Origin of the sequence: Pseudoalteromonas ruthenica (assembly GCF_008808095.1) — a bacterium.
GTDB lineage: Bacteria > Pseudomonadota > Gammaproteobacteria > Enterobacterales > Alteromonadaceae > Pseudoalteromonas > Pseudoalteromonas ruthenica.
On sequence record NZ_CP023396.1, the window covers coordinates 212,029 to 234,177 of the forward strand.

Below are 22,149 nucleotides of genomic sequence, written 5' to 3' on the forward strand. Positions count from 1 at the left end.
AGCTAGAAAATGACAGATCAAATTCAAGACGAAAATAAACTAATTGCTGAGCGTCGTGCCAAGCTCGACGCCATTCGCGAAAACTGCAGTGCTAACGGCCACCCAAATGGTTTCCGTCGAAAACATTACACTGCTGATCTTCAAGCCGAGTTTGGCGACAAGTCGAAAGAAGAATTAGTTGAGCTTGATCATCAGGTGGCCGTTGCTGGGCGTATTCTTGCTAAGCGTGGTCCATTTATGGTGTTGCAAGACATGAAAGGTCGCGTACAAGCCTACGCTTCAAAAGATGTACAAAAAGATCTTAAAGCTAAATATGGGCAACTAGATATCGGCGATATTATTGGCGTTGCTGGACCTTTGCATAAATCAGGCAAGGGTGACCTCTATGTTGATATGCATGAGTACGAGTTACTGACTAAGTCTTTACGTCCGTTGCCAGAGAAATTCCATGGCTTATCTGATCAGGAAACCAAATATCGCCAGCGTTACGTTGACTTGATCACCAACATGGATACGCGTGAGACTTTCCGCGTTCGCTCGAAGATCATAGAGGGGATCCGTCGCTTCTTGGCTGAGCGTGATTTTATGGAAGTAGAAACCCCTATGCTTCAGGTCATCCCAGGTGGTGCAACAGCGCGTCCGTTTGTGACTCATCACAACGCGTTAGACATCGATATGTATTTGCGTATCGCTCCTGAGCTTTACTTAAAGCGTTTGGTCGTCGGTGGTTTTGACCGGGTATTTGAGATTAACCGCAACTTCCGTAACGAAGGGTTATCAACACGCCATAATCCTGAATTCACCATGATCGAGTTCTACCAGGCCTATGCTGATTACAATGATCTAATGAACTTGACCGAAGATATGCTGCGCACCGTAGCGCAAGACGTATTGGGTACTACTACTATCGTCAATACTACTAAGAATGACGACGGTGAAGTAATCGACAGTGTAGAATATGACTTTGGTCAGCCATTTACGCGTTTGAGCATGGCCGATGCAATCATCAAGTACAACCCTGATTTTGACGCTCAGGTATTTGCAGACCCTGAAAATCACCTAGAGCAGTTGATTGCCTATGCCAAGCAAGTTCATGTCAAGATCCCTGACAACTGTGTATGGGGCGCGGGCAAGTACATGTGTGAAATCTTTGAAGAAACAGCAGAACACCAGTTGATTCAACCGACTTTCATTACCGAATACCCATGGGAAGTTTCACCATTGGCACGTCGTAACGATGCTAACCCATTCGTTACCGACCGGTTTGAGTTCTTCGTCGGTGGACGTGAGTTAGCCAACGGCTTCTCTGAGCTTAATGATGCTGAAGACCAAGCCGCACGTTTTGCTCGTCAAGTTGAAGAAAAAGATGCCGGTGATGATGAAGCCATGCACTTCGATGATGACTATATTCGTGCACTTGAATATGGTTTGCCACCGACAGCAGGTGAGGGCATCGGTATTGATCGTCTAGTTATGTTGTTTACTGACTCGCCGACGATTAAAGACGTTATTTTGTTCCCGCATATGCGCCCTGAACAAGAGTAACAGCTTAAATTGTTTAAAAAACGCGGCCTTAGTGCCGCGTTTTTTGTACCTCTTGTGTGCGATATGTCTCAAAAAGTCCCTCGTCCCCTCGCAATTGAGTCCCTGTTTTCTGTATTGTTTTTTATTAAACTCATGATATATATAGATTTTTAATTTCAGCTTTAATTAAGCTGTGATTTGCCACGCTATTATTTGTAAGTCCTTAGGCTAATATTTAGGCGTAGTCGATGCGCTAAATAAAATTAAAAGGGAGTGTGGCAAATGGAAAACGACGATTTTTTACCAGAAATTCCAGTGGATAAGAAGCGCCAAGCTTATTACCGCGAGTGTATTCGCGAGTTTGAATTACTCGGATATCGCGACCAGTTTCTACGCGAAATTAGCGAGGATTTAGAAGCCGTCGAGAGAATGCAGAGTGATAAGCCAACAAGCGATCAATAGTGCTTATTTTTAGATGTTTAACGCCCCAAAAATGGCCCTTAAGGGTCATTTTTTATGCCTTTTTAGCGGTTGTGGGCAAAGTCTGAGCAGATGGATTGATTTTGCTATAAAAGTGTTTGACATATTTGCTCAGACCTTTATTATACGCCCCACAAAGACGGAGAGGTGGCCGAGTGGCTGAAGGCGCTCCCCTGCTAAGGGAGTATAGGGTTTGTAGCCCTATCGAGGGTTCGAATCCCTCCTTCTCCGCCATTTATTTTAAATGGCTTTCTTTGTTTATAGATACGGACGCATAGCTCAGCTGGATAGAGTACCTGGCTACGAACCAGGCGGTCGGAGGTTCGAATCCTCCTGCGTCCGCCATCTTCCTTCAAGATGGTCTAATATCTATAAATCACTTTTATGTACCGGACGCATAGCTCAGCTGGATAGAGTACCTGGCTACGAACCAGGCGGTCGGAGGTTCGAATCCTCCTGCGTCCGCCATCATTTAAGTGATAAATTCAGAACGTAAGTTCACACATATAACGGACGCATAGCTCAGCTGGATAGAGTACCTGGCTACGAACCAGGCGGTCGGAGGTTCGAATCCTCCTGCGTCCGCCACTTCCTTTAAAGAGAAGTGATAATAAACCAACGAAAGTTGGTTTTTTTGTGCTTGAAATTTGATGTAAGCATACGGATGCGAACCTCTGAGGTTCGTTGATTACCAATTCTGGCCTGCCCCCGCCACTTCCTGTAAAGAGAAGTGTTAATAAACCAGCGAAAGTTGGTTTTTTTGTGCTTGAAATTTGATGTAAGCATACGGATGCGAACCTCTGAGGTTCGTTGATTACCAATTCTGGCCTGCACCCGCCACTTTCTTTAAAGAGAAGTGATAATAAACCAGCGAAAGTTGGTTTTTTTGTGCCTGAAATATAACCATCGACTCTTTACTTGATAGTTAAACCGCTCAGCTATTTACCCATCGATTTATCTCACGTTGTAGGTCAGACTTCAGTCTGACTAATTCGTCGTCCTGCACCCGCCACTTCTTTAAAAGAGAAGTGATAATAAACCAACGAGAGTTGGTTTTTTTATGCCTGAAATATAACAATCTATTCTCTACTTGATAGTTAAACCGCTCAGCTATTTATCCATCGGTCTATCCCACGTTGTAGGTCAGACTTCAGTCTGACTACTTCGTCGTCCTGCACCTGTTTCTTCCTTTATCTACCTTTTGTCTCAATGCGAAAATGGCGCGTCAGGTGGGATTGTGCTCTTGCTTGTTTGTCACCTACCTATGTCAATAAACTAAAGCTTCGCTCCAAAGTTATTGCCTAGAGCAGGTTACAGCTCGTTAAGGCTAAATTGAAATCATGACCCATCGACGATTTATTGTTAAAAGGAATAAAGTATTCCTTTTTGTTGTTTGTTTTTATAATATTTTGATAGGATGAATTTAAGCCATTTTTTTAATCTGTGACGGTTGCGCCCAATCGGCGCGCTATCAAGGTGATGCGGAGCATAACAATGACAAAAACCCCGGTATCGATAGTGTGTGCGTTAGTTTTAGGTTGTACCTTAGGTGCAGGGCAAAGTGCTGCCCAGCAAAGTATTGCCCAACAAAGCAATAACGCCCCTTTTGTAAGTGATGTGCCTTTAGTTCAGCAACCTATGCTTAACCCTGAATTTTGGTTGCAACGCCAAAGTGATAGTAAGCCGCTGATGTCGCAGTCGCAAATCCAAGCCTTCAATCGCAGCCTCATCAATAATAACCCTTACATTATCGATCCCCTAGCAATGCCTGATACGCTCTCTGCTAAGGCGTTACGCAGTTATATTAGTAACACCAGTAGCACGCCTTCAAGTCCTCGCTTTTATGTTGATGGCAAGCAACTTGATCGGGCCGATTTTGCGCGTTATCACGCCAATACCAATATTGATGCTGTGACTGATAGTAACCCGGTGCGCTTTGGACTGATTGTTGAGCGCACCTCATTGCGTACCTTCCCAACCGCCGACAGGGTGTTAAACAGTGAAATGGATATCGACTTAGATCGCTTTCAAGAAACCGGGGCGTTTCCGGCGGAGCCTGTCGCTGTATTGCATGAAAGTGCTGATGGTCAGTGGTATTTGGTGGCAGCCTATAACTATACCGCTTGGGTCAAACGCTCCGCAGTGGCGGTAGGTGATAAGAACCGCATCCGTACCTTCACTCAAGCTGATGATTTTATCGTGGTGACCGGTGATAAAGTAGAAACCACCTATGTTCCTAATGAGCCTCGTGTTTCCGAGGTACAATTGGATATGGGTGTACGCTTGCCGCTAGCCCCAAAAGAGCAGGTTAAGCACCTAACTCATGGGCAAAATAGCTTGGCCAGTTATATTGTGACATTGCCTGTGCGCAATGACGATGGCACCTTGAGCTTTGCTCAAGGCTTAATACCGCGCAGTGCCGATGTGCATTTAGGTTATTTGCCGCTCACTGCGCACCATTTAATAGCCCAAGGGTTTAAGTTTTTAGGTGAACGCTACGGCTGGGGGCATGACTATAATGCCCGTGACTGTACCGGCTTTGTCGGTGAAATTTATAAGGCCTTTGGCGTGTGGATGCCGCGTAATTCATCGTGGCAGGGTAAAACCGATTACGGCTACAACTGGCGCTTTGATAAAGACAGTACTGAGGCACAAAAGCGCGAGGTTATCGCGCAAATGCAGGTGGGCGACCTTATTTACATCCCTGGCCATGTAATGATGTATATAGGTTCATACCAAGGCCAACCTTATGTCATTCACGATGTGAAAGGTCTAGGTTATATCAAGCAAAATGGCGAGTTTTACGATGGCGAGCTCAATGGCGTGTCGGTAACGCCCCTATTACCCTTGCACCTAAATAGCACCACTTCTTACCTTGAGCGCACCTATGCGATTAAGCGCATTGCTCAAGGAGCAGAGCAATGATCATTCAGTCTGTGCGTTTTGCACGCTTATCGGTGCCCTTGCATACGCCATTTAAAACGGCGCTGCGCACGGTGACGCATATTGATGACCTAGTGCTGATTATTGACACTCTATGTGGCCGACGAGGTTATGGTAGTGCACCCTCAACGCCTGTTATCACCGGCGACACCCATCAGTCGATATTAAGTGTTATCGAGCAGGTCCTTCAACATCAGCTTATTGGCCAGCACATACAAGATATCAATCGCTTATGTGATGACCTAGCGGCGGCAGTGGTGGGTAATTATTCCGCCAAAGCGGCGTGTGAAATCGCCCTCTATGATTTATGGAGCCAAAGTTTAGGTGTGCCGCTTTATCAGGCTCTGGGAGGGCTCCAAAGTGAACTGAAAACCGATGTCACCATCAGCGTAGATAGCATAGATAAAATGCTCAGCGACTGTGATAAGGCACTGAGTAACGGCTTTGATGTGCTTAAAATTAAAATTGGCAATGAGCTAGAGCAAGACATTAAGCGGGTACAGGCCATCGCTGCTCATGTCGATAGCAAAGCGTCTTTACGTTTAGATGTGAATCAAGGCTGGGATGCCAAGCAAAGCGTGCGTGCACTGCAAGCAATTGAAAGCCAAGGTATTGTACTGGAATTGGTCGAGCAACCCGTACCAGCTCATGATATTGATGGCCTGTGCTACATCAGTGAGCGCGTGCAATCGAAGATTATGGCCGACGAAAGCGCCTTTTCTGCTAAACAAGTGCTTACCCTATTGGCGCGCGGCGCCATTGATATCATTAATATTAAATTGATGAAAAGTGGCGGTTTAAGCCGTGCAATCCGCATTGGCGAGGTTGCGGCAACTTATGACTGCCCGTGCATGATTGGCTGCATGCTAGAGGGCAGTATTGCAGTGTCGGCAGCGGCTCACCTGGCTGCAGCAAAGACACGGCAAATCAGTCTCATTGATTTAGATGGTCCGGCTCTGGGGCAATATGACCCCATCCAGGGTGGGGCGACGTTTTCGGGCCCACTGATTAGCCTTAATCAAACAGCCGGGCTTGGTATAGCGGCGATAGACGGCCTTATCGAACTAGCTGATGGAGTATGGCAATGAATAACACATTATTAAGCTTGCTACTGCTAATAAGTATCTTAATGAGCGGTGGCGCCGCATCTAAGCCACAACCCATTACCCTGAACAACCAGCAATTGGTGGTGGTGGTAACTGACTCATGGACCGATATACAAGGCGACATGCTCTTATTTGAGCGCAGCGAACAAAAGCGCTGGCAGAGGGTGGGCGAGCCCAGTGCCGTGGTCATTGGTCGTACTGGGTTGGCATGGGGTCTAGGTTTGCACCCCGCACAACCAGGTCAACAAAAAGTCGAAGGCGATGGTAAAGCACCCGCCGGGATATTTGCTTTAGGTAAGGCCTTTGGTTACTTACCGTCGCTGAAAACCGGGCTTGAATACCAGGCCATGGATGCCGACGATTACTGTATAGACGTTAAAGGCTCGCCCTATTATAACCAGATGGTCAATACGCGGGAGGTGGGGAGTCAGGCCGTTGAAGGCTCATCTGAAGCCATGCGTCGAGATATACATAGCCAAGATGAGCTATACAAAAAAGGCGTTATCGTCGCGCATAATCCCGACAATATAGATGGTGCCGGCAGTTGTATCTTTATGCATTTGTGGCGTGCCGCAGATAAGCCCACAGCAGGGTGTACGGCAATGGACGAGGCGGATATGGACCGTTTACTAGCCTGGCTCGATCAACGCAAACATCCGCTGATGGTGATTCTACCGCGTGTGGAATATGCTCTCAAACGTGCACACTGGCAACTGCCAGCACTGCCACGATAGGCCTATACGGTTATGAATGCACATTATCAACCTCTGGATTGGCTGGTCTTTGCTGCCTATGCCTTACTTATCGGCGCCACCGCTTGGTGGTTTAACCGCAAAAAAGCCACCACTAGCTCAGAGTATTTTCTCGGTGGCAATGCGATGCCCACGTGGATGGTGGCTGTCTCGGTGTTGGCCACCTCGCAGTCGGCGGCGACCTTTATCGGCGGTCCGGACCAAGGTTATCAGGGGGATTTATCCTATTTAGCGACCAACATTGGCGCCTTTATCGCCGCTGTCATTGTTGCCAAGGTGCTGATCCCGCGCTTTTATCGCTACCGAGTGTATACCGTGTACGAGTTGCTGGAGCAGCAAATTGGCCCCAAAGCCAAACGCAGTGCGGGCTTAATGTATTTATTTGGGCGCGTGTTTGCCAGTGGCGCGCGGCTGTATATGGCGGCCATTGCCGTGGCGATGATTCTTTATGGCAATATTGCCGCTAGCAGCATGATCATGGCCACCTTAGTACTGGTTTTGGTGGGCTTGCTGTACACCGTGTTTGGCGGCATCCGTACGGTGATCTACTCAGATGTGATCCAATGTGCCGTTTACACCGGCGCTGCCCTATGCGTCATTGTGAGTTTATGGCTGGCGATCCCAGCCGACTTCAGCACCGTGATTGAAGCGTGGCAAAACCCCGCCCCCGGGCAGCCTTCGAAGCTAGCACTGCTAAAGTTTGAACTCGATTTTAGTGCCAGCGGGGTATTTAATATATGGTCGGTGTTTACTGGCTTTGTGCTGCTCAATATTGCCGCCTTTGGTCTTGACCAAGATATGACCCAGCGGGTGCTCACCTGTAAAGACGCTAAATCAGGTAGCCGAGCGATGCTATTGTCCATCGCCCTAGTGATCCCGGTGATGTTGCTGTTTATTATTATTGGTTTGCTGTTGTTTGTTTTCTACCAACGTCCAGACATTATGGTGCAAGGGGCTAGCCAAGGCGTGGGGCAGTTCCAAGGTGAGAAAATCACGGTGTTTATGCACTATGTACTTAACGAGATCCCCGCAGGTGTGAGGGGGTTGGTTACCATAGGTATTATTGCGGCGGCCATTTCTACGTTGAACTCTGGGCTAAGCTCAATGGCATCGGTATTAGTGCAAGATTTATATAAACCTTGGCGGCAAAAGCGCAACCCAGATCAACACGATAGTCACTATGTGGTGGCCGGACGCTGGGCCATGTTAGTGGTGTCTCTGGCGCTGGGAGGGATGGCGGTTATTTGCTATTTTTGGCAGCAATACTCGCAAATGCCGTTATTAAAATTTGCCCTCAGCGTCATGGTGTTCTCTTATTCCGGATTATTAGGGGTGTACATTAATTCGGTGTTTTTCCATCGCGGCAGCGAGTCATCGGTGTTAGCGGCACTGGTTATTGGCTTTGTCGCCACCTTATTGATGCAGCCTTATGTGCAAGCGGCGCTATTGCCAAGCGCTTGGCACTTTAACCTCGGATTTACTTGGCAGTTGTGTTTAGGCACCTTACTTGCCACGTTAGTCTGTGCCTTGGGTCGCCCCAATAGGCGGAGCAGCCATGAATAATTATGTGTTAGCCGTTGATGGCGGCGGCAGTAAAACTGCCCTAGCAGTATTTAATCGCAATGGCGAAGTGATTGCTTCTGAGCAAGGCGTAGGGAGCTCATTGAGTTACGATTTAAAGCTGAGCTGTGAGCGTATAATGCAGCAAGTGGCAAGCATTATGAACACTACAGCCATACCGGCGCATCATACCCAGTGTATAATAGGTGTTGCTGGCGCTGGGAATCCGTATAATCGAGCCGCATTGCTGCAGCGTTTAGAGACATTCGCTTTTGCTGATACCCGTGTGATCTCGGATGCCGTGACCGCTGTCCTGGGCGCAAATTTAGGTGCGCCGGTGGCTTGCGTGGCATTAGGGGCCGGCTCGGTGGGGGCGCGCTTGGATAGCCATGGCCAGTTACAGCTCGTCGGCGGCTGGGGATTTACACTGGGCGATGGTGGCAGCGGAGCGCGATTAGGGGCCATGGCGGTACAAGCACTGATGCAGGCAGTAGACAGGCAGCCGCCGCTACATGGGCTGATAGCCACTATAGCTAAAGAGGTGGGGGAGACCCGGGCCGATATCAGTGCCTGGGTGCGCCAAGCCACAGCCAAGGAGTTTGCCACACTCAGCGAGCGAGTATGGCCGCACGCTAATCATTGCCCCATTGCGACCCAGATCCTTGCTCGGCATAAAAGCGCGGTGCTGCAGCTTATTGCTGATACTCGCCAAGATACTGAGCTTCCGGTGATGTTACTGGGTGGACTGGCAAACAAAAGCAAGCAGTTACTAAGCGATAGCGAACAACGAATTATTATGCCAGCACGCGGCAATGCCTTAGATGGCGCCTGGGTGCTGGCAACACAGAATATACAAGTGGAATAACTACATGAGTTTACTGGATGATCAACGATCGAAATTATTACATGAGCTAAATAGCATCGTGTCGGAAGGGCAAAACCCCGAGACCCTCGATATCGATTTATTAGCGACAGACGATATCTTGTATAAGCTCAATGATGAAGACCACAAGGTTGCTCCAGCAGTACGCGCCATTATCCCAGATATTGCTAAAGCCGTGGATGCGATTGTGCATGCCTTTAGCAAAGGAGCGCGGCTGATCTACATTGGTGCGGGCACCAGCGGTCGGTTAGGTATTCTTGATGCATCCGAATGTCCGCCGACATTCAGTGTTGACCCCAGCCAAGTGGTGGGCATTATTGCCGGTGGCGCCAAAGCGATTCAAACCGCTGTCGAGGGAGCCGAGGATAATGCCGAGCAAGCCATCGCCGATCTTAAAGCGCATAACCTGTGCGCCGACGATGTGTTAGTGGGTATTGCCGCCAGTGGCCGCACTCCCTATGTGGTATCGGCACTGAATTATGCCCGGCAATTAGGGTGTGTGACAGCGGGGATCAGCTGCTCGCCCAATGCCCCAGTCCTTGAAGCCGCACAGATCCCATTGGGGGCAATCGTAGGCCCAGAAGCGCTTGCCGGTTCTACTCGATTGAAATCAGGCTCGGCACAAAAGCTTATTCTTAACATGTTAACGACAGCAAGTATGATCCGCAGCGGCAAGGTGTATCGCAACCTAATGGTCGATGTTAATGCCAGTAATGACAAGCTTAAAGCGCGCGCGGTACGCATTGTCATGCAGGCGACAGAGTGCACCGCAGAGCAGGCGGCTGAAGCCTTGATGCGCAGCGAGCACAGCGCCAAACTCGCGATTTTGATGCTGCTCAGCGGCGTTGATGCGCGCCAGGGTAAAAGCATGCTAGCCAAGCAACAAGGCTTTTTACGTGCTGCCGTACAAGGTAAAGATCATGATTAGAGCGTTGGCGCTGATACTGGCCTGCACCGTCGCGCTTATGGGCTGCGCGCAGACACTCAAAGAGGACGGCGCAATTCGCGTGGGCGCTGAACAATTCGGCAAATATGCTCCCTTACTTGCAGGCAAGCGTGTTGGCCTGGTGGTGAATCAAACCTCGCGGGTACAAGACAGCCACTTGGTTGACTTTTTGCTGGCGCAGCAGGTAAATGTAACCACTATTTTCGCGCCTGAGCACGGCTTTCGTGGCGATCATGATGCCGGAGCCCATGTTCAATCTGGCATTGATGCGCGCACCGGTATTCCCATCGTTTCCATTTATGGCGCCAATAAGCAGCCTGCTGCGCAAGAGATGGCAGACATCGATGTGGTGGTGTTTGATATTCAAGATGTCGGGGTGCGATTCTACACCTATATCAGCTCCATGCACTATATGATGCAGGCCAGTGCTGATGCGGGGGCTGAGTTTATTGTTTTAGATCGACCGAATCCGAATATTGCCTATGTTGATGGGCCCATTCTCGACCCTGACTTTCGCTCCTTTGTGGGTATGCATCCCATTCCTATTTTACATGGTATGACTGTGGGCGAGTTGGCACAGATGATTTTAGGAGAGGGCTGGCTGAACAGTGATGCGCAGCTACAGCTTAGTGTGGTGCCGGTGGCGCACTATAATCGCACTATGAAGTATTCGTTGCCCCTCAAGCCGAGTCCTAATTTGCCAAACGACCAAGCCATTGGCTTGTATCCATCATTGTGTTTTTTCGAGGCGACCCCGGTGAGCATCGGCCGAGGCACTGACTTCCCATTTCAAGTGATGGGCCATGACAGTGTCGCATTAGGCGATTTTGCTTTTCGCCCCCGCAGCATTGTTGGCGCAGCGGCATCACCGAAGTTACAGGGCAAGCTCGTCAAAGGCGTCGACTTGCGACAAAGCTCTGTGCGTGGTTTGGATTTGACGTGGTTGATTAGCGCTCAGCGGCAATTTGCGCAAGCGCAGCAGGTGCTATTTACCCGCCCTGACTTTATGGACAAACTTGCCGGTACCGATAAGTTACGTCAGGCCATTACTGAGGGGCACAGTAGCGAACAAATAAAGCAAAGTTGGCAGCAACCCTTGCAGCAGTTTAAACGCCAGCGTGCTCCATACCTACTTTATCCTTGAATTTATTGCATATTCGTTGAGTTTTTGTACCTTTTTTAGGTTGGGCATGATACACAGTTGTTGGCAAACAATAACAAGGGATCAATCATGCCTAAACGCTTTCTATTGTTCATGGCCGCCGTTACCACGGCGCCCGTGTTCGCGGCGCAATGTGATTTGGCTGGGCCGCAGTCACCGCGCGATATTAACCTTAGCGAGGGGAGTAACCCGGTGCACTTTGCATCAGCTCCTAACTATAATGAGCTCAACCTTTGTAATATCCATTTTCATAAAAATGCTGAGCATCGCGCCGCAGCCTTTTCGGTGACTGCTCACTCCAGCCCAACAAACACTGGCTATCAGTGCCAATTGAGTAAAGCGCTCGCTGAGCACGAAAAAAAGCCATTGCTTACGCCGGCCTGTGATGGTCTACAAAGTGGCGATACCATCGAGGTGCACTGGGTGTATAGTTCGGCGCGGGTTTCACCTGGGCCAGGCTTGGGTAGTTGCGTCAGTACCGCTAGCGCGAACCCCGATTTGCGCGTTGAAGCCCAAGTATTCACCCTGGTGAATGACACCGGTGCCTTAAACTTTACCGAGATGACGCGCATCGTCCAGCGTCACGGCCGTTACCAGAGCAATGAAATTCCACACGACAGTGGCGAGCCGGTGCGCTACCTCGGGTCCACCACTGGGCCCAGTTATTCGCAACATCAATGCTCGCCTTATCAAGTAAGTTGGTCGGTGCGTCCGGATTGTCGCAAGCTTGATATTCATAGCTTGGCTAAGTGGTGTGAGGACAATCCCTTTGATGAGCATCAGGCGCACGGGGTGCGCCAATTAGTGATTGATGCGCAGCAGTTATCAACGATTGATGATTAACTTTCGCGGAACGCTTTAACCACATCGTTGGAGTGTTCCAGCAACTTACGCCCTGGACGTGTGGCTTGCGTCAACGCGATAAAGACAATATCGATAACAAAGTCTTGCGCGGTACGCGCCAAAATCGACGATAAGCGAATAGACTCTTCCTCAGCGACGGAGTAAAGATTAACGGTGGCGCAATCGGCCACTGGGTTGGCGCCAAACTTAGTAACAGCGATCACCGGGCAGCCATTGGCTTTGGCCTGACTGGCTGCTTCTGCCACTTCGCGGGTTTTCCCGGACTCACTGATAGCGACGACTAAATCGTCTTTGCCTAGGGTTGATACGTAGGCCAGCTGTGCATGACCATCGGCATCGGCGATAGCGGCAATGCCAAGCTTTTGCAATTTAAAAGCAAAGTCTTTGGCCACCAATGCCGAGCCACCGAGGCCACATAAAGCCACACGCTTCGCGTTTTTTAACAAGCTGACCGCTTGTTCAACCGCTTCAGCCTCATTGAGGTTTTTAGTTTCACTCAGGACCGCCATTTTACTGCTGAGCAGCTTTTCTGCTATTTGCTCTAAGCTATCATTTAGGGTGATTTTACCGTGCAGCTTAGGTGCGGGTGTCTCGGTGTTTAGGGCATCAATTACCGCGAGCTTAAAGGCCGGAAAGCCTTTATAACCGAGCTTTTGAGCAAACTTCACAACGCTGGACTGACTAACACCAACCACCTTGGCCAGTTCAATAGAGGAGAGATCGCGAATGGCATTAGCAGAATTAAGGGTAAAGTCTGCTAATTTTGCTTCACTGCTAGAAAACGATTTACGCAGTGCTTTGATTTTTACAAATGTCGACATAAGAAGGTACTTTATTGTTAGATTATATTGGTGCAAATGAGCGCTTATGGGCTCATCGAATGCACACTTACAACGACGTTAATTACAGTGTAACCTGATATTCCTACACAAAGGAATAAATAATTTGATATACACTAGTACCTATATCTTTACTTTGGCAACGTTACAAACGGCCATAACCGAACATAATTTTAATGCTTGAATATTATTTTCATCTATTTTTAATTGAGCGAAATAAAATATTATTATACTGTGGTCATTATTTGTATTAACCCAGTGCCTAGGAGCAGGCGGGCTGCAAAACATAATGTAGGCTGATATGAATTTTCCATACTTTGATACGCCAATGCGAACGTACTTACTGCTGCTAATGTGCATGGCTTCCCTTAGTTGCGTTAACCACTACCCCATGAAGCCGTCACACAATTATTCAAAACGCATTAAGTTTTTGGTGATGCATTATACCGCCATTGATTATCAAAAGTCGGAGCGGGTATTGGTTGATGAAGGCGGGCTCAGTGCCCATTATCTGGTGCCACAAAGTGGCGATGCGAGTTATCAGCGCAGCGAGCTTGAGGTGGTGCAATTGGTGGCTGAGCAAGATAGAGCTTGGCATGCCGGTAACAGTTTTTGGCAAGATCGCAGCGATTTAAACGATCATTCCATTGGTATTGAAGTGGTGAATGTACCGCGCTGTGCTGCGGCTGAGCGCACCGCCAAGGCCGCAGCAGGGCAAGAGCAAAAGCTGTGCATGTACCCCGATTACGACCCACAACAGGTGCAGTTATTGATTGCCCTGAGCCAAGATATTCTTGCCCGTAACCCGGATATTGGACCAACACAAGTTGTCGGTCACTCCGATATTGCGCCTGGGCGCAAAAGCGATCCAGGCCCGCGCTTTCCTTGGTATCAGTTATATAAAGCCGGCGTCGGCGCTTGGTACAAACAAGCGGATGTCGAGCATTATTGGCAGCACTTCAGTACCGCAGCGCCGACGACCGCCTTGATGCAGCAAGCACTGCGTGATTATGGCTATGGTGTTGACGTTAGCGGCCAGCTAGATAGAAAAACGGTAGCAGTTATCAAAGCCTTCCAGGCTCACTTTCTGCCGTGGCAGGTGCATGGCCAAGCGGATGGCAAAACGGCAGCGGTGTTGTTTGCCTTATTACACCGCTATAAACCGGATAAAGCCCAAGCACGTTTTCGTGACTATCAGGCCTTGAATACAGCGCAGCCAGCACCCAGTAAACCTTTGGGTCATGAGCAGCTATTGGCGAGCTATCCCGCAAAGGCGCTGAGCTCGCGAAAAGATGTCAACAACAAGTACCGCTTTAAGGCTTACCAAGGCCGTGGCGAGATCATTATTGATAACGTGAATGCCGTTGCTGCTGAGCTTGTCGTCAATGGTCAAACTCTGAATATCGCAAAGCCGCTAACGGCGGATACCCAATACCGTTATTCGCTTAGTAAGCGCACTCGCACCGGGGTGAATAGTTTGCATATTAAGTCGGTAACACCAGAAGATGCGCAACTGCATATTCGTATTCCTGCGCCAGTGTTAACGCAGCGCCCAATACCTAAACGTTTCGAACAGGTTGATGCGCTGATTAATGCTGAAATTGAGCAAGGGTTTCCCGGAGCCGTGTTGGCGGTCGTGCACCAAGGGGAATTGGTTAAGCTTTCGGCTTACGGTGAGGCGCGTAAATATCATGATGGCGGCGAGATGATGGCCACACCGCAGCCCATGCAAACCGATACCTTGTTTGATATTGCCTCGAACACGAAAATGTTTGCCACCAACCTGGCGTTGATGCATTTGGTATCGCAAGGGCACTTGGATGTCTCATTGCCGGTGAGCTTTTATTTGCCCGAATATCGCGGTCAAGGGCGGGAGTTACGGCTAGTCAGTGATTTACTCGAACACAGCGCTGGCTACCCTGCTGTGGTGGACTTTCATCGTCGTGATAACCAGCTTGGTGAGCAATTCTATTCGATTAGTAGTGATTGGACCAAGCAGCTTATTGTCCAAGGAGTGCCTTTCACGGCGATGCGCAAGCAACGCCACCTGTACAGTGATATTGACTATATGTTGTTAGGGTTGCTGGTGGAACGTATCAGCGGTATGCCCTTAGATGCATATGTTGAAAGCCGGCTCTATGCGCCCCTTGGGATCACCTCAATGATGTTTAACCCGCTGCAAAAAGGGGTGTTAGCACAGCAAATTGCAGCCACCGAAATTCAGGGAAATACGCGGGGTGGGCGGGTGCACTTCGAGGGCGTGCGCGATTACGTATTACAAGGTGAGGTGCATGATGAAAAAGCTTTCTACTCACTTGCTGGGGTCGCAGGCCATGCTGGGCTATTCGCCGATGCCAAAAGCCTAGCGCAATTGTGTCAGCTACTGCTTAATCGCGGCACTTACGGTGAAAAACAGCTATTTACCGCGTCGGTGCTGGATCAGTTTACTAAACCGAGCGTGAGCGACGAAAGTTATGGCTTGGGTTGGCGCCGAGCGGGAAATGGCGCACGTAAATGGCACTTTGGCCCTTATGCCAGTGCGCAAGCGTATGGACACACAGGCTGGACGGGCACAGTTACGGTTATCGACCCAGAGTATGATTTAGCCATAGTGCTGCTGACCAATGCCCGGCATAGCCCGGTGATGGGCACTGAGCAGCAGTATCAATTTGTGGGTAAACAGTTTGAGACCGGCCAATATGGTTCGGTGGTCACTCGCGTTTACGAGGCTATACTTGGATTGTAGTGAACTTCAACGACTAACACAGGATGCCCCTGCCAGGGCACCTGACCCAAATGGCATCGTTTAGGTGCCATTTTCTTTTTCCTTTAGCGCCGCAGTCATTTGCTAATTCAATGCATTCGTTATTAAATAACTGGCTAATTATTTTACTTACCCAAGGAAGAGACATGCCGATTAGGATTGCATGTAAGTCCAGTCTGTTCGCTATTTATGAGCCGCGTGAGCTGGAGATAGGATGACTAAACTTTCACACTGGCTGTTATTAATGTTGCCGCTGTTCGCGCACGGCGCAGAGCTGCGGCCCTTTGCCACTGATGGTTGTAGCTTGTTCCCCGATGGCACCCTAACAAACAGCGTTAAGTGGCAGCATTGTTGTATTAGCCATGACTTGGCCTATTGGCAGGGTGGAACTCAGACACAGCGCGATGCCGCTGATGCTGCATTAGCGCAGTGTGTGCGCGATTTAGATGAGCCTGCAATCGCTACTTTGATGCATATCGGTGTTCAGCTCGGTGGTGGGCCACTATATCCAACTTGGTACCGCTGGGGCTATGGCTGGCCTTATGCTCGCAGCTATGGAGCATTGACGATTGACGAACAACAGCAGGTGCAAAAGCGATTGGCAGAGTTAGTGCCTGACTCACTGTCTAGTGATCCTTCCGATAAGGAGCGACCATGACAGAGAAATTTGCACGGCACTTGGGGATTGTTCTGGGCGCTCTGTATGGCCTCGGCTTTCGGCTGCTATGGGAAGTAGAAGCGCTACAATCACTGGGGAGTTTGGTGACCCTGTCGTTTATGTTCTTAGTCCCTTTTGTGATCGGGTTTATTCGTATTTATTGTCAATGTAGGGTCACTCCTTCGCTGTCTTATACAAAAATGATTACCCTAGCATGGCAGCCTATTTTTGTATTTTTAGTGGTCAGTGTCGTGACCTTACTGGAAGGCAGTATTTGCGTGGCCATGGCGTTACCCGCGTTTATGTTATGTGCGAGCCTAGGCGGATTGGCGGCAGGGTTATGTGTGCGCTTGGTGCATCATAAAAAGCGTGGCGCCTTATTCAGCATCGTCGTTTTACCTGTGATTGTTGCCCCGCTAGAGTTGCACTTTTTAACTAGTTCAGCCACCTATGTGATTGAAGACAGTATTGATATTAACGCTCCAGCGGCAGCGGTTTGGCGACAACTGGCAACGGTATCAACGATTGAGAGTAATGAGTTACCCACCACCTTCGCATCGCTCATTGGCGTACCTAAACCCATCGCCGCAGATATGTCTGGTCAAGGTGTGGGCGCTGTGCGTACCAGTCACTGGCAAAAGCAGGTGCAATTTAATGAAGTGATCACTTCATGGATCGAAAATCAGCAAATGACCTATCGTTTTGATATTGACCCAGAGCGTATCCCTGATAACGCCTTGGATAAACATGTAAAACTTGGTGGCGAGTACTTTGCCCCACTTGATGGTGGTTATTTTATAGAAGTACTTGATAGTAAAAGAAGTCGTTTAACGTTACGAACTCGCGTCGAAGACAACACTCATTTTGGCCTGTATTCGCGCCTATGGGGAGAAGTCATTTTTCATGATTTTCATACTTCATTGCTACAGCTTATGAAAACCAGAGCGCAAGCTGATTTTGCTGAACATCAAAGCTAAAAAAGCGCCGCAGGCGGCGCTTTAAGTGGTTGCTGGGGGGGAGCTTAGAACTCGACTTTGACCGACAGTTGAACTCGGCGAGGGCTATAGTATTGGCGCGGCTCAGCGAAGTTTTCGTCATCAAAATAGGGGTTGTTGTTATACCCAGTTTGACGGTCAAAAACATTGAAAATATCGGCGCGAAATTGCATCGCCACATCGTTATACACCGTGAATTCTTGAGTGTAATTGAGGTCTAACTGCCAATGACTGGCGCTACGGCGACTGCCGGCGGGCTCGGCATAGCGGCTGGTATCGCTAGCATAACCGTAGGGGGTGCCATGCCACTTTTCCCAAGGCTTACCGGATTGAAACACAAAATAGGCACCGACGTTCGCATCCCAAGGGGTGGTGTAATAGCCGTAGACTTTGAATAAGTGTGGCTTATCCCCGGCTAGGGTGCCATAGCGGTAATCCCAAGGGTAACGGCCGCGACCGTCACCATAAAATGACGAACCGACGAAGTTATTGGCATCGTTGGTCGCTGTGGTGTTGTCTTGGTCAAAATTACCGTAGTAATGACTCCACACATAGGAGGCGTTGACATAGGTGTTATCGCCCATGTATTCAGCTTCAAGGCTGGCTTCCCAGTATTTAGTTTCGCCTCCCGGCACTTCGGCGATAACATAAGAAGAGCCACCAATTTCCTCGCGAATGGCATCGAGGTTATCAATGAAGAGTCCTTGCTCGGCGATATCGGCAGGAATACCTGGCACATCAAGGCCACTGTAATCGGTTAATCTGGCGTTATTGGGCATATCTTCCCAAAAGTGCATGCCTCGGCGGTGACGCACATGGGCGCGTACCACCAAGTCACTGCCAATGTATTTGGTTGTGCCCACGGTGAACTCATTAATACGCCGTGGTTTTAAGCCTTTCTCGAACGCTTTACCTGATGAGCCACCGCGTGGCTCGGCATAAATAATATTGCCATTGCTATCGAATTCGATTTCTTGCTCGCCACGGGTATTACGGTCCCACGATGCAGCACGAGCCAGTGAGCTAGTATCGGGGTTATACATGGCAAAGTTGGCAAATACCGAGTCTTCGCCTGCATAATTCCACGTGACGCCGAGGCGGGGTTGCACCATATCGGCCCAGTCGGTCTGGTACATTTGATATTTATTACCCGGGGCTAATTCATACCCAGAAACCGTTCCTGATTTTGCTCTTAACCCTTGGCCATAGTAGGTATCTTGGCTGAACATAACGCCAATGTTGTAGGTCCAATCGCCGATTTCAATGGTATCGTTAATTTCAAAGTTAAGGGTTTCGGTGCTCGAGATAATAGATGGCACCGTATCGCCTTGGTTATCAACTAGGCTCATTTGCTCAACGAAGGCGCGGTAAATCACCGGTGTGCTACTGCCTTGCTCTAAGCTTTCGTCCAAGCCGCCAACGTATTCTATACGGCCCCAACCATTTGATAAGCGAGTGAGCACTTCCTCACCTTCAGACCATTGGCCACCGAAGTGTAGAGTGTGGTAGCTGTCGCCCCAACTAAATTCATGGTCGAGGGCGAGCTCGAAGGAGTCGCGGTAGAAGTCTTGGCTATCATAGCGATAATACGCACCAACACCGCCGCCGCCTTTTTTGACACCATTTTCGCTGTATCCATATTGTTCAATAAGCGTATTCGCGGCACTATTAAAAGCGGCTATTTGCTCTGCGGTGTAGCCTGAGTCAGCATCCAGTGGTGTGGGGACACTAAAGTAACCCATTTGCTCAAGGTTATTGATATCGAGTTGCGCCGATAGTGAAGGCTGCACGCTAAGTTCAGTATCAGGGCGTGAGCCGCTTTCTAGCTCAAATTTACTGTATTGAAACGAGAGAGTGGTGGCCGAGCCGACCAGCCACGAGCCATCAACAGTGAAAATATCTTGGTCGGTTTGTCCGCCCACCGAGACGCTGTCGGCTTCAAACTGACCGATGGAGTCGCCCTCAAGGGTTTTCTCTGACATCCGCTGCGAGATATTAAACAGCAAGTCGTCAGTGGGGGCCCAGGTCAGCTTGCCAAAGTACTCATCGCGTACGCTCTTATAATTTTTGACCTCGCCATAAGCGGTGCCCTTGTTGCTGCGCTCTTCCTCCGGGCGGTAGTAAGAAGTGTAGAAATACAGCGTATCTTCAATCAGCGGGCCGCCTAGGCTGGCCGTCAGCCAGCTTTTATCGAGCTCATAACTTTCCTCACCAACAGGGCTTGCTACGAGGCTTTTGGGCTGCACTTTATATTCTACGCCACCGCGAAATTCGTCGGTGCCAGATTTCGACACGGTATTGATAGCAAAGCCCCCGGAGCGGTTAAAATCCACAGCCTTAGCGCCGCCGCGATCCATGGTTACGTACTCAATATCATGCGTCGAGGGCTCGGAGGCGAGGTTGCCGAACATCGGCAATGAGACATTGACGCCGTCGAAACCATAAGAGTTATCGACCCCAGACCCGCCAGCTGAGGGGCCAAGGATGGAGTTTTCAGAAAGCTCGACACCGGGGACCAATTTCAGTAGATCGCGATAATCTTGGCCGATGGGGACGCCTTCAATGGCGCTTTCTCCTAAGGAGTTGGTCAACGATGAATTACCCTGGCGGTATAGCCGACTGCCAGTAACGGTGATCACTTCGGTGTTGCTGCCGGTCATGCTTAGCGCCACATCCACCTTTGAGGTTTGCTCCAAGAGCACTTGTACCGTCATACGCTGACTGGCACCGTCTTTATTGGTAAAGGTCAGCTCGTAAGTACCCGGTTTGAGTTGCGGGAGGTCATAGCTACCATCTGCTCGGGTTACGGCTCGTCGCGGTTTCGGCATGACGTTACTGGTGGCGATGACTGTGACTCCGGCCATGGATTGGTCGGTTTGCTCGGCAATCACCTTGCCTTTGATGCCACCGGTGAGCGCCGCCAGCGCTGGGGCGCTAACAAAGGCTGCAGCGATTAAAGTGGAGGTGAGTGCCGTTTTTGGTGCGCGCAGCGCCAGGCCAGTAGCCTGTGTTAACGCGCTAAGGCTAAACCCGGATGTGATCTGTTTCATTGTATCCCCGTCCTTATAATAAATTATTTATCGGTTGGACTTTTTACCCTGTGATGTATAAGAGCAACGTCAAATGTTGCTTAACTATTAAACAAGTGTTGCTATCATTAATCAAGAATAAAATTTTCTAACTATTCTTTAAAGTAAAAATAAAATATATAAAAAGGAGTCGCGCTTAAGCACCTGAGGTGCCCCTGGGCTTCTGTAGGTTATCTATATAAAAGTTATAAGTATGAATTGATTAGAGCCAAGTAGGCTTGGCTCTATGGCTATAACCAAGAGGGCAGGGAATCCATGGCAATAAGAGTATCGTAATCGATACGCTCGCGAATAATACTGTATTGATCATCCTTTACCAGTACTTCTGGAGCATTAAGGCGGGAATTGTAATGTGAGGCCATCACTGCACCATAGGCGCCTGCGCCCATAATCGCTACCAAATCGCCACTTTGGCACTGGCCAATGGTGCGGCCTTTGGCAAAAGTGTCCCCCGTTTCACACACCGGACCGACAATATCATAAGTGACCTTTTGTGTTTGCTCGGTGACCGTGACAATGTGATGATAGGCATCGTACATACTGGGACGAATAAGGTCATTCATGGCCGCATCTAAAATTAAAAAGTGACGCTGTTGTCCGGTTTTCACATACTCAACGCGTGACACTAACACCCCGGCATTGCCAAGTATTGAACGCCCCGGCTCGACGATAATTTTGCAACCAAGGTGGCCTAAATGGGCTTTGGCAAAGCTAGCATAGGTGGTGATATCTGGCTCTTGGGATTGCTCTCCATAGTTGATCCCGAGCCCGCCGCCAATATCGATGACCTGAATATCAATACCGTGATGCTGCAAGCTTGTCACCAGGTCAGCAACTTTACTAAAGGCCTGGTCAAACGGGGTCAGCTCGGTTAACTGCGAGCCGATATGCACGTCAACACCACTCACCTCGATGCCCGGCAGATTGGCGGCCCGTTTATACAGCGCAGGGGCTAAGTCGATGGCGATACCGAATTTATTCTCGGCCATTCCCGTGGTGATTTTGGCATGGGTCTTGGCTTCAACATCCGGGTTAACACGAATCGAGACCCGCGCGCGTTTGCCCATGCTCTGTGCTTGTTCGCTGATGCGCATCAGCTCCGGTTCGGATTCTACGTTGAACTGTAAAATGTCCTGCGCCAAAGCGTAGCGTATTTCAGCAACACTTTTGCCTACGCCGGCAAAGACGATTTTATCAGCGCTGATCCCGGCGGCTAGGGCACGCCGTATTTCGCCTTCAGAGACGGTGTCGGCACCGGCGCCTAAACGCGCTAAGGTCGCCAATATTGCCTGATTGGAGTTGGCTTTTACGGCATAACAAATTAAGCTATCCAACCCTGCAAATGCGTCACTGTAGCGCTGGTAATTGCTGGCAATCGCTTTACTGGAATAACAGTAAAAGGGCGTTGGCACCTGCTGAGCAAGCGCTTCTATAGCAAGGCCTTCGACTTGCATTTGCTGACCCACGTAGGGGAAGTAGGGAAGTGGATGCATAACTAAAAAATTACAGTAAATTTAAAATTAATTGAATAATCTATGCTCATTTGCAAGACTATTCAAGCTTTATAAGAACAAGGATAACAAC

Annotated in this window: 16 protein-coding genes and 4 tRNA genes; 17 read left to right on the forward strand and 3 right to left on the reverse strand. The window is 49.2% G+C overall.

What is annotated here, in order from left to right; genetic code table 11:
- Positions 1 to 9 precede the first annotated feature (9 nt).
- The 14 genes from lysS to PRUTH_RS01060 all read left to right on the forward strand — a co-directional run bounded on the left by lysS (position 10) and on the right by PRUTH_RS01060 (position 12,199).
- Complete coding sequence (gene lysS / locus PRUTH_RS00995) at positions 10 to 1,545, forward strand: lysine--tRNA ligase (RefSeq protein WP_022943328.1); 1,536 nt, start codon at positions 10 to 12, stop codon at positions 1,543 to 1,545.
- Positions 1,546 to 1,806: 261 nt separating this feature from the next.
- Positions 1,807 to 1,986 carry a hypothetical protein gene (locus tag PRUTH_RS01000; RefSeq protein ID WP_022943327.1) on the forward strand — a complete coding sequence of 60 codons (180 nt, stop codon included), beginning with the start codon at positions 1,807 to 1,809 and terminating at the stop codon, positions 1,984 to 1,986.
- Between the two features lie 159 nt (positions 1,987 to 2,145).
- Positions 2,146 to 2,238, forward strand: a tRNA-Ser gene (locus PRUTH_RS01005).
- Between the two features lie 34 nt (positions 2,239 to 2,272).
- Positions 2,273 to 2,349: transfer RNA gene (locus PRUTH_RS01010), tRNA-Arg, on the forward strand.
- Positions 2,350 to 2,395: 46 nt separating this feature from the next.
- Positions 2,396 to 2,472: transfer RNA gene (locus PRUTH_RS01015), tRNA-Arg, on the forward strand.
- Positions 2,473 to 2,515: 43 nt separating this feature from the next.
- Positions 2,516 to 2,592 (forward strand) — tRNA-Arg (locus tag PRUTH_RS01020).
- Positions 2,593 to 3,498: 906 nt separating this feature from the next.
- On the forward strand, positions 3,499 to 4,929 hold the full coding sequence (locus PRUTH_RS01025) for an SH3 domain-containing protein (protein ID WP_151172311.1): 1,431 nt from the start codon (positions 3,499 to 3,501) through the stop codon (positions 4,927 to 4,929).
- Complete coding sequence (locus tag PRUTH_RS01030) at positions 4,926 to 6,035, forward strand: dipeptide epimerase (protein WP_151172312.1); 1,110 nt, start codon at positions 4,926 to 4,928, stop codon at positions 6,033 to 6,035. The genes PRUTH_RS01025 and PRUTH_RS01030 overlap by 4 nt, the downstream gene beginning before the upstream one ends.
- Positions 6,032 to 6,787 carry a L,D-transpeptidase family protein gene (locus tag PRUTH_RS01035; protein ID WP_257220978.1) on the forward strand — a complete coding sequence of 252 codons (756 nt, stop codon included), beginning with the start codon at positions 6,032 to 6,034 and terminating at the stop codon, positions 6,785 to 6,787. Before PRUTH_RS01030 ends, PRUTH_RS01035 begins: the two co-directional genes overlap by 4 nt.
- A gap of 12 nt (positions 6,788 to 6,799) precedes the next feature.
- On the forward strand, positions 6,800 to 8,368 hold the full coding sequence (locus tag PRUTH_RS01040) for a sodium:solute symporter (protein WP_151172314.1): 1,569 nt from the start codon (positions 6,800 to 6,802) through the stop codon (positions 8,366 to 8,368).
- Positions 8,361 to 9,230 carry a glucosamine kinase nucleotide-binding domain-containing protein gene (locus PRUTH_RS01045; protein ID WP_151172315.1) on the forward strand — a complete coding sequence of 290 codons (870 nt, stop codon included), beginning with the start codon at positions 8,361 to 8,363 and terminating at the stop codon, positions 9,228 to 9,230. The genes PRUTH_RS01040 and PRUTH_RS01045 overlap by 8 nt, the downstream gene beginning before the upstream one ends.
- 4 nt (positions 9,231 to 9,234) lie before the next feature.
- A complete protein-coding gene (gene murQ, locus PRUTH_RS01050) occupies positions 9,235 to 10,176 on the forward strand; it encodes an N-acetylmuramic acid 6-phosphate etherase (protein ID WP_130148921.1) in 942 nt (313 codons plus the stop codon).
- 37 nt (positions 10,177 to 10,213) lie between these two features.
- Positions 10,214 to 11,338 (forward strand): exo-beta-N-acetylmuramidase NamZ family protein, encoded by a 1,125-nt coding sequence (locus PRUTH_RS01055; RefSeq protein WP_257221070.1) that lies wholly within the window; start codon positions 10,214 to 10,216, stop codon positions 11,336 to 11,338.
- Between the two features lie 87 nt (positions 11,339 to 11,425).
- Positions 11,426 to 12,199 (forward strand): delta-class carbonic anhydrase, encoded by a 774-nt coding sequence (locus tag PRUTH_RS01060; RefSeq protein ID WP_151172317.1) that lies wholly within the window; start codon positions 11,426 to 11,428, stop codon positions 12,197 to 12,199.
- On the opposite strand, the gene PRUTH_RS01065 is transcribed toward PRUTH_RS01060, so the two are convergent.
- Positions 12,196 to 13,041, reverse strand: a complete 846-nt coding sequence (locus PRUTH_RS01065) for a MurR/RpiR family transcriptional regulator (protein WP_022946440.1) — start codon at positions 13,039 to 13,041, stop codon at positions 12,196 to 12,198. The genes PRUTH_RS01060 and PRUTH_RS01065 overlap by 4 nt on opposite strands.
- A gap of 319 nt (positions 13,042 to 13,360) precedes the next feature.
- Between PRUTH_RS01065 and pbp4b the strand changes: the two genes are divergently transcribed.
- The 3 genes from pbp4b (at position 13,361) to PRUTH_RS01080 (ending at position 17,458) form a co-directional block, all read left to right on the forward strand.
- Positions 13,361 to 15,805: a penicillin binding protein PBP4B gene (gene pbp4b / locus PRUTH_RS01070; protein ID WP_179954349.1), complete on the forward strand. Its 2,445-nt coding sequence runs from the start codon at positions 13,361 to 13,363 to the stop codon at positions 15,803 to 15,805.
- A 232-nt stretch (positions 15,806 to 16,037) separates the two neighbouring features.
- Complete coding sequence (locus PRUTH_RS01075; RefSeq protein ID WP_138547641.1) at positions 16,038 to 16,481, forward strand: FAD-binding oxidoreductase; 444 nt, start codon at positions 16,038 to 16,040, stop codon at positions 16,479 to 16,481.
- Positions 16,478 to 17,458, forward strand: coding sequence for an SRPBCC family protein (locus PRUTH_RS01080; protein ID WP_151172318.1), 981 nt, complete (start codon positions 16,478 to 16,480; stop codon positions 17,456 to 17,458). The genes PRUTH_RS01075 and PRUTH_RS01080 overlap by 4 nt, the downstream gene beginning before the upstream one ends.
- Positions 17,459 to 17,502: 44 nt before the next feature.
- Here PRUTH_RS01080 and PRUTH_RS01085 read toward each other — a convergent pair whose 3' ends face one another.
- Together PRUTH_RS01085 and lysA are read right to left on the reverse strand one after the other, a co-directional pair.
- On the reverse strand, positions 17,503 to 20,526 hold the full coding sequence (locus PRUTH_RS01085; RefSeq protein ID WP_151172319.1) for a TonB-dependent receptor: 3,024 nt from the start codon (positions 20,524 to 20,526) through the stop codon (positions 17,503 to 17,505).
- A gap of 269 nt (positions 20,527 to 20,795) precedes the next feature.
- Positions 20,796 to 22,058, reverse strand: a complete 1,263-nt coding sequence (lysA, locus tag PRUTH_RS01090) for a diaminopimelate decarboxylase (RefSeq protein WP_151172320.1) — start codon at positions 22,056 to 22,058, stop codon at positions 20,796 to 20,798.
- Positions 22,059 to 22,149 lie beyond the last annotated feature (91 nt).

What these genes read in the sequence shown, in the direction of transcription:
- lysS (WP_022943328.1), top strand. Translation starts at nt 10, where the DNA reads ATGACAGATCAAATTCAAGACGAAAATAAACTAATTGCTGAGCGTCGT.
- PRUTH_RS01000 (WP_022943327.1), top strand. Translation starts at nt 1,807, where the DNA reads ATGGAAAACGACGATTTTTTACCAGAAATTCCAGTGGATAAGAAGCGC.
- PRUTH_RS01025 (WP_151172311.1), top strand. Translation starts at nt 3,499, where the DNA reads ATGACAAAAACCCCGGTATCGATAGTGTGTGCGTTAGTTTTAGGTTGT.
- PRUTH_RS01030 (WP_151172312.1), top strand. Translation starts at nt 4,926, where the DNA reads ATGATCATTCAGTCTGTGCGTTTTGCACGCTTATCGGTGCCCTTGCAT.
- PRUTH_RS01035 (WP_257220978.1), top strand. Translation starts at nt 6,032, where the DNA reads ATGAATAACACATTATTAAGCTTGCTACTGCTAATAAGTATCTTAATG.
- PRUTH_RS01040 (WP_151172314.1), top strand. Translation starts at nt 6,800, where the DNA reads ATGAATGCACATTATCAACCTCTGGATTGGCTGGTCTTTGCTGCCTAT.
- PRUTH_RS01045 (WP_151172315.1), top strand. Translation starts at nt 8,361, where the DNA reads ATGAATAATTATGTGTTAGCCGTTGATGGCGGCGGCAGTAAAACTGCC.
- murQ (WP_130148921.1), top strand. Translation starts at nt 9,235, where the DNA reads ATGAGTTTACTGGATGATCAACGATCGAAATTATTACATGAGCTAAAT.
- PRUTH_RS01055 (WP_257221070.1), top strand. Translation starts at nt 10,214, where the DNA reads ATGGGCTGCGCGCAGACACTCAAAGAGGACGGCGCAATTCGCGTGGGC.
- PRUTH_RS01060 (WP_151172317.1), top strand. Translation starts at nt 11,426, where the DNA reads ATGCCTAAACGCTTTCTATTGTTCATGGCCGCCGTTACCACGGCGCCC.
- PRUTH_RS01065 (WP_022946440.1), bottom strand. Translation starts at nt 13,041, where the DNA reads ATGTCGACATTTGTAAAAATCAAAGCACTGCGTAAATCGTTTTCTAGC.
- pbp4b (WP_179954349.1), top strand. Translation starts at nt 13,361, where the DNA reads ATGAATTTTCCATACTTTGATACGCCAATGCGAACGTACTTACTGCTG.
- PRUTH_RS01075 (WP_138547641.1), top strand. Translation starts at nt 16,038, where the DNA reads ATGACTAAACTTTCACACTGGCTGTTATTAATGTTGCCGCTGTTCGCG.
- PRUTH_RS01080 (WP_151172318.1), top strand. Translation starts at nt 16,478, where the DNA reads ATGACAGAGAAATTTGCACGGCACTTGGGGATTGTTCTGGGCGCTCTG.
- PRUTH_RS01085 (WP_151172319.1), bottom strand. Translation starts at nt 20,526, where the DNA reads ATGAAACAGATCACATCCGGGTTTAGCCTTAGCGCGTTAACACAGGCT.
- lysA (WP_151172320.1), bottom strand. Translation starts at nt 22,058, where the DNA reads ATGCATCCACTTCCCTACTTCCCCTACGTGGGTCAGCAAATGCAAGTC.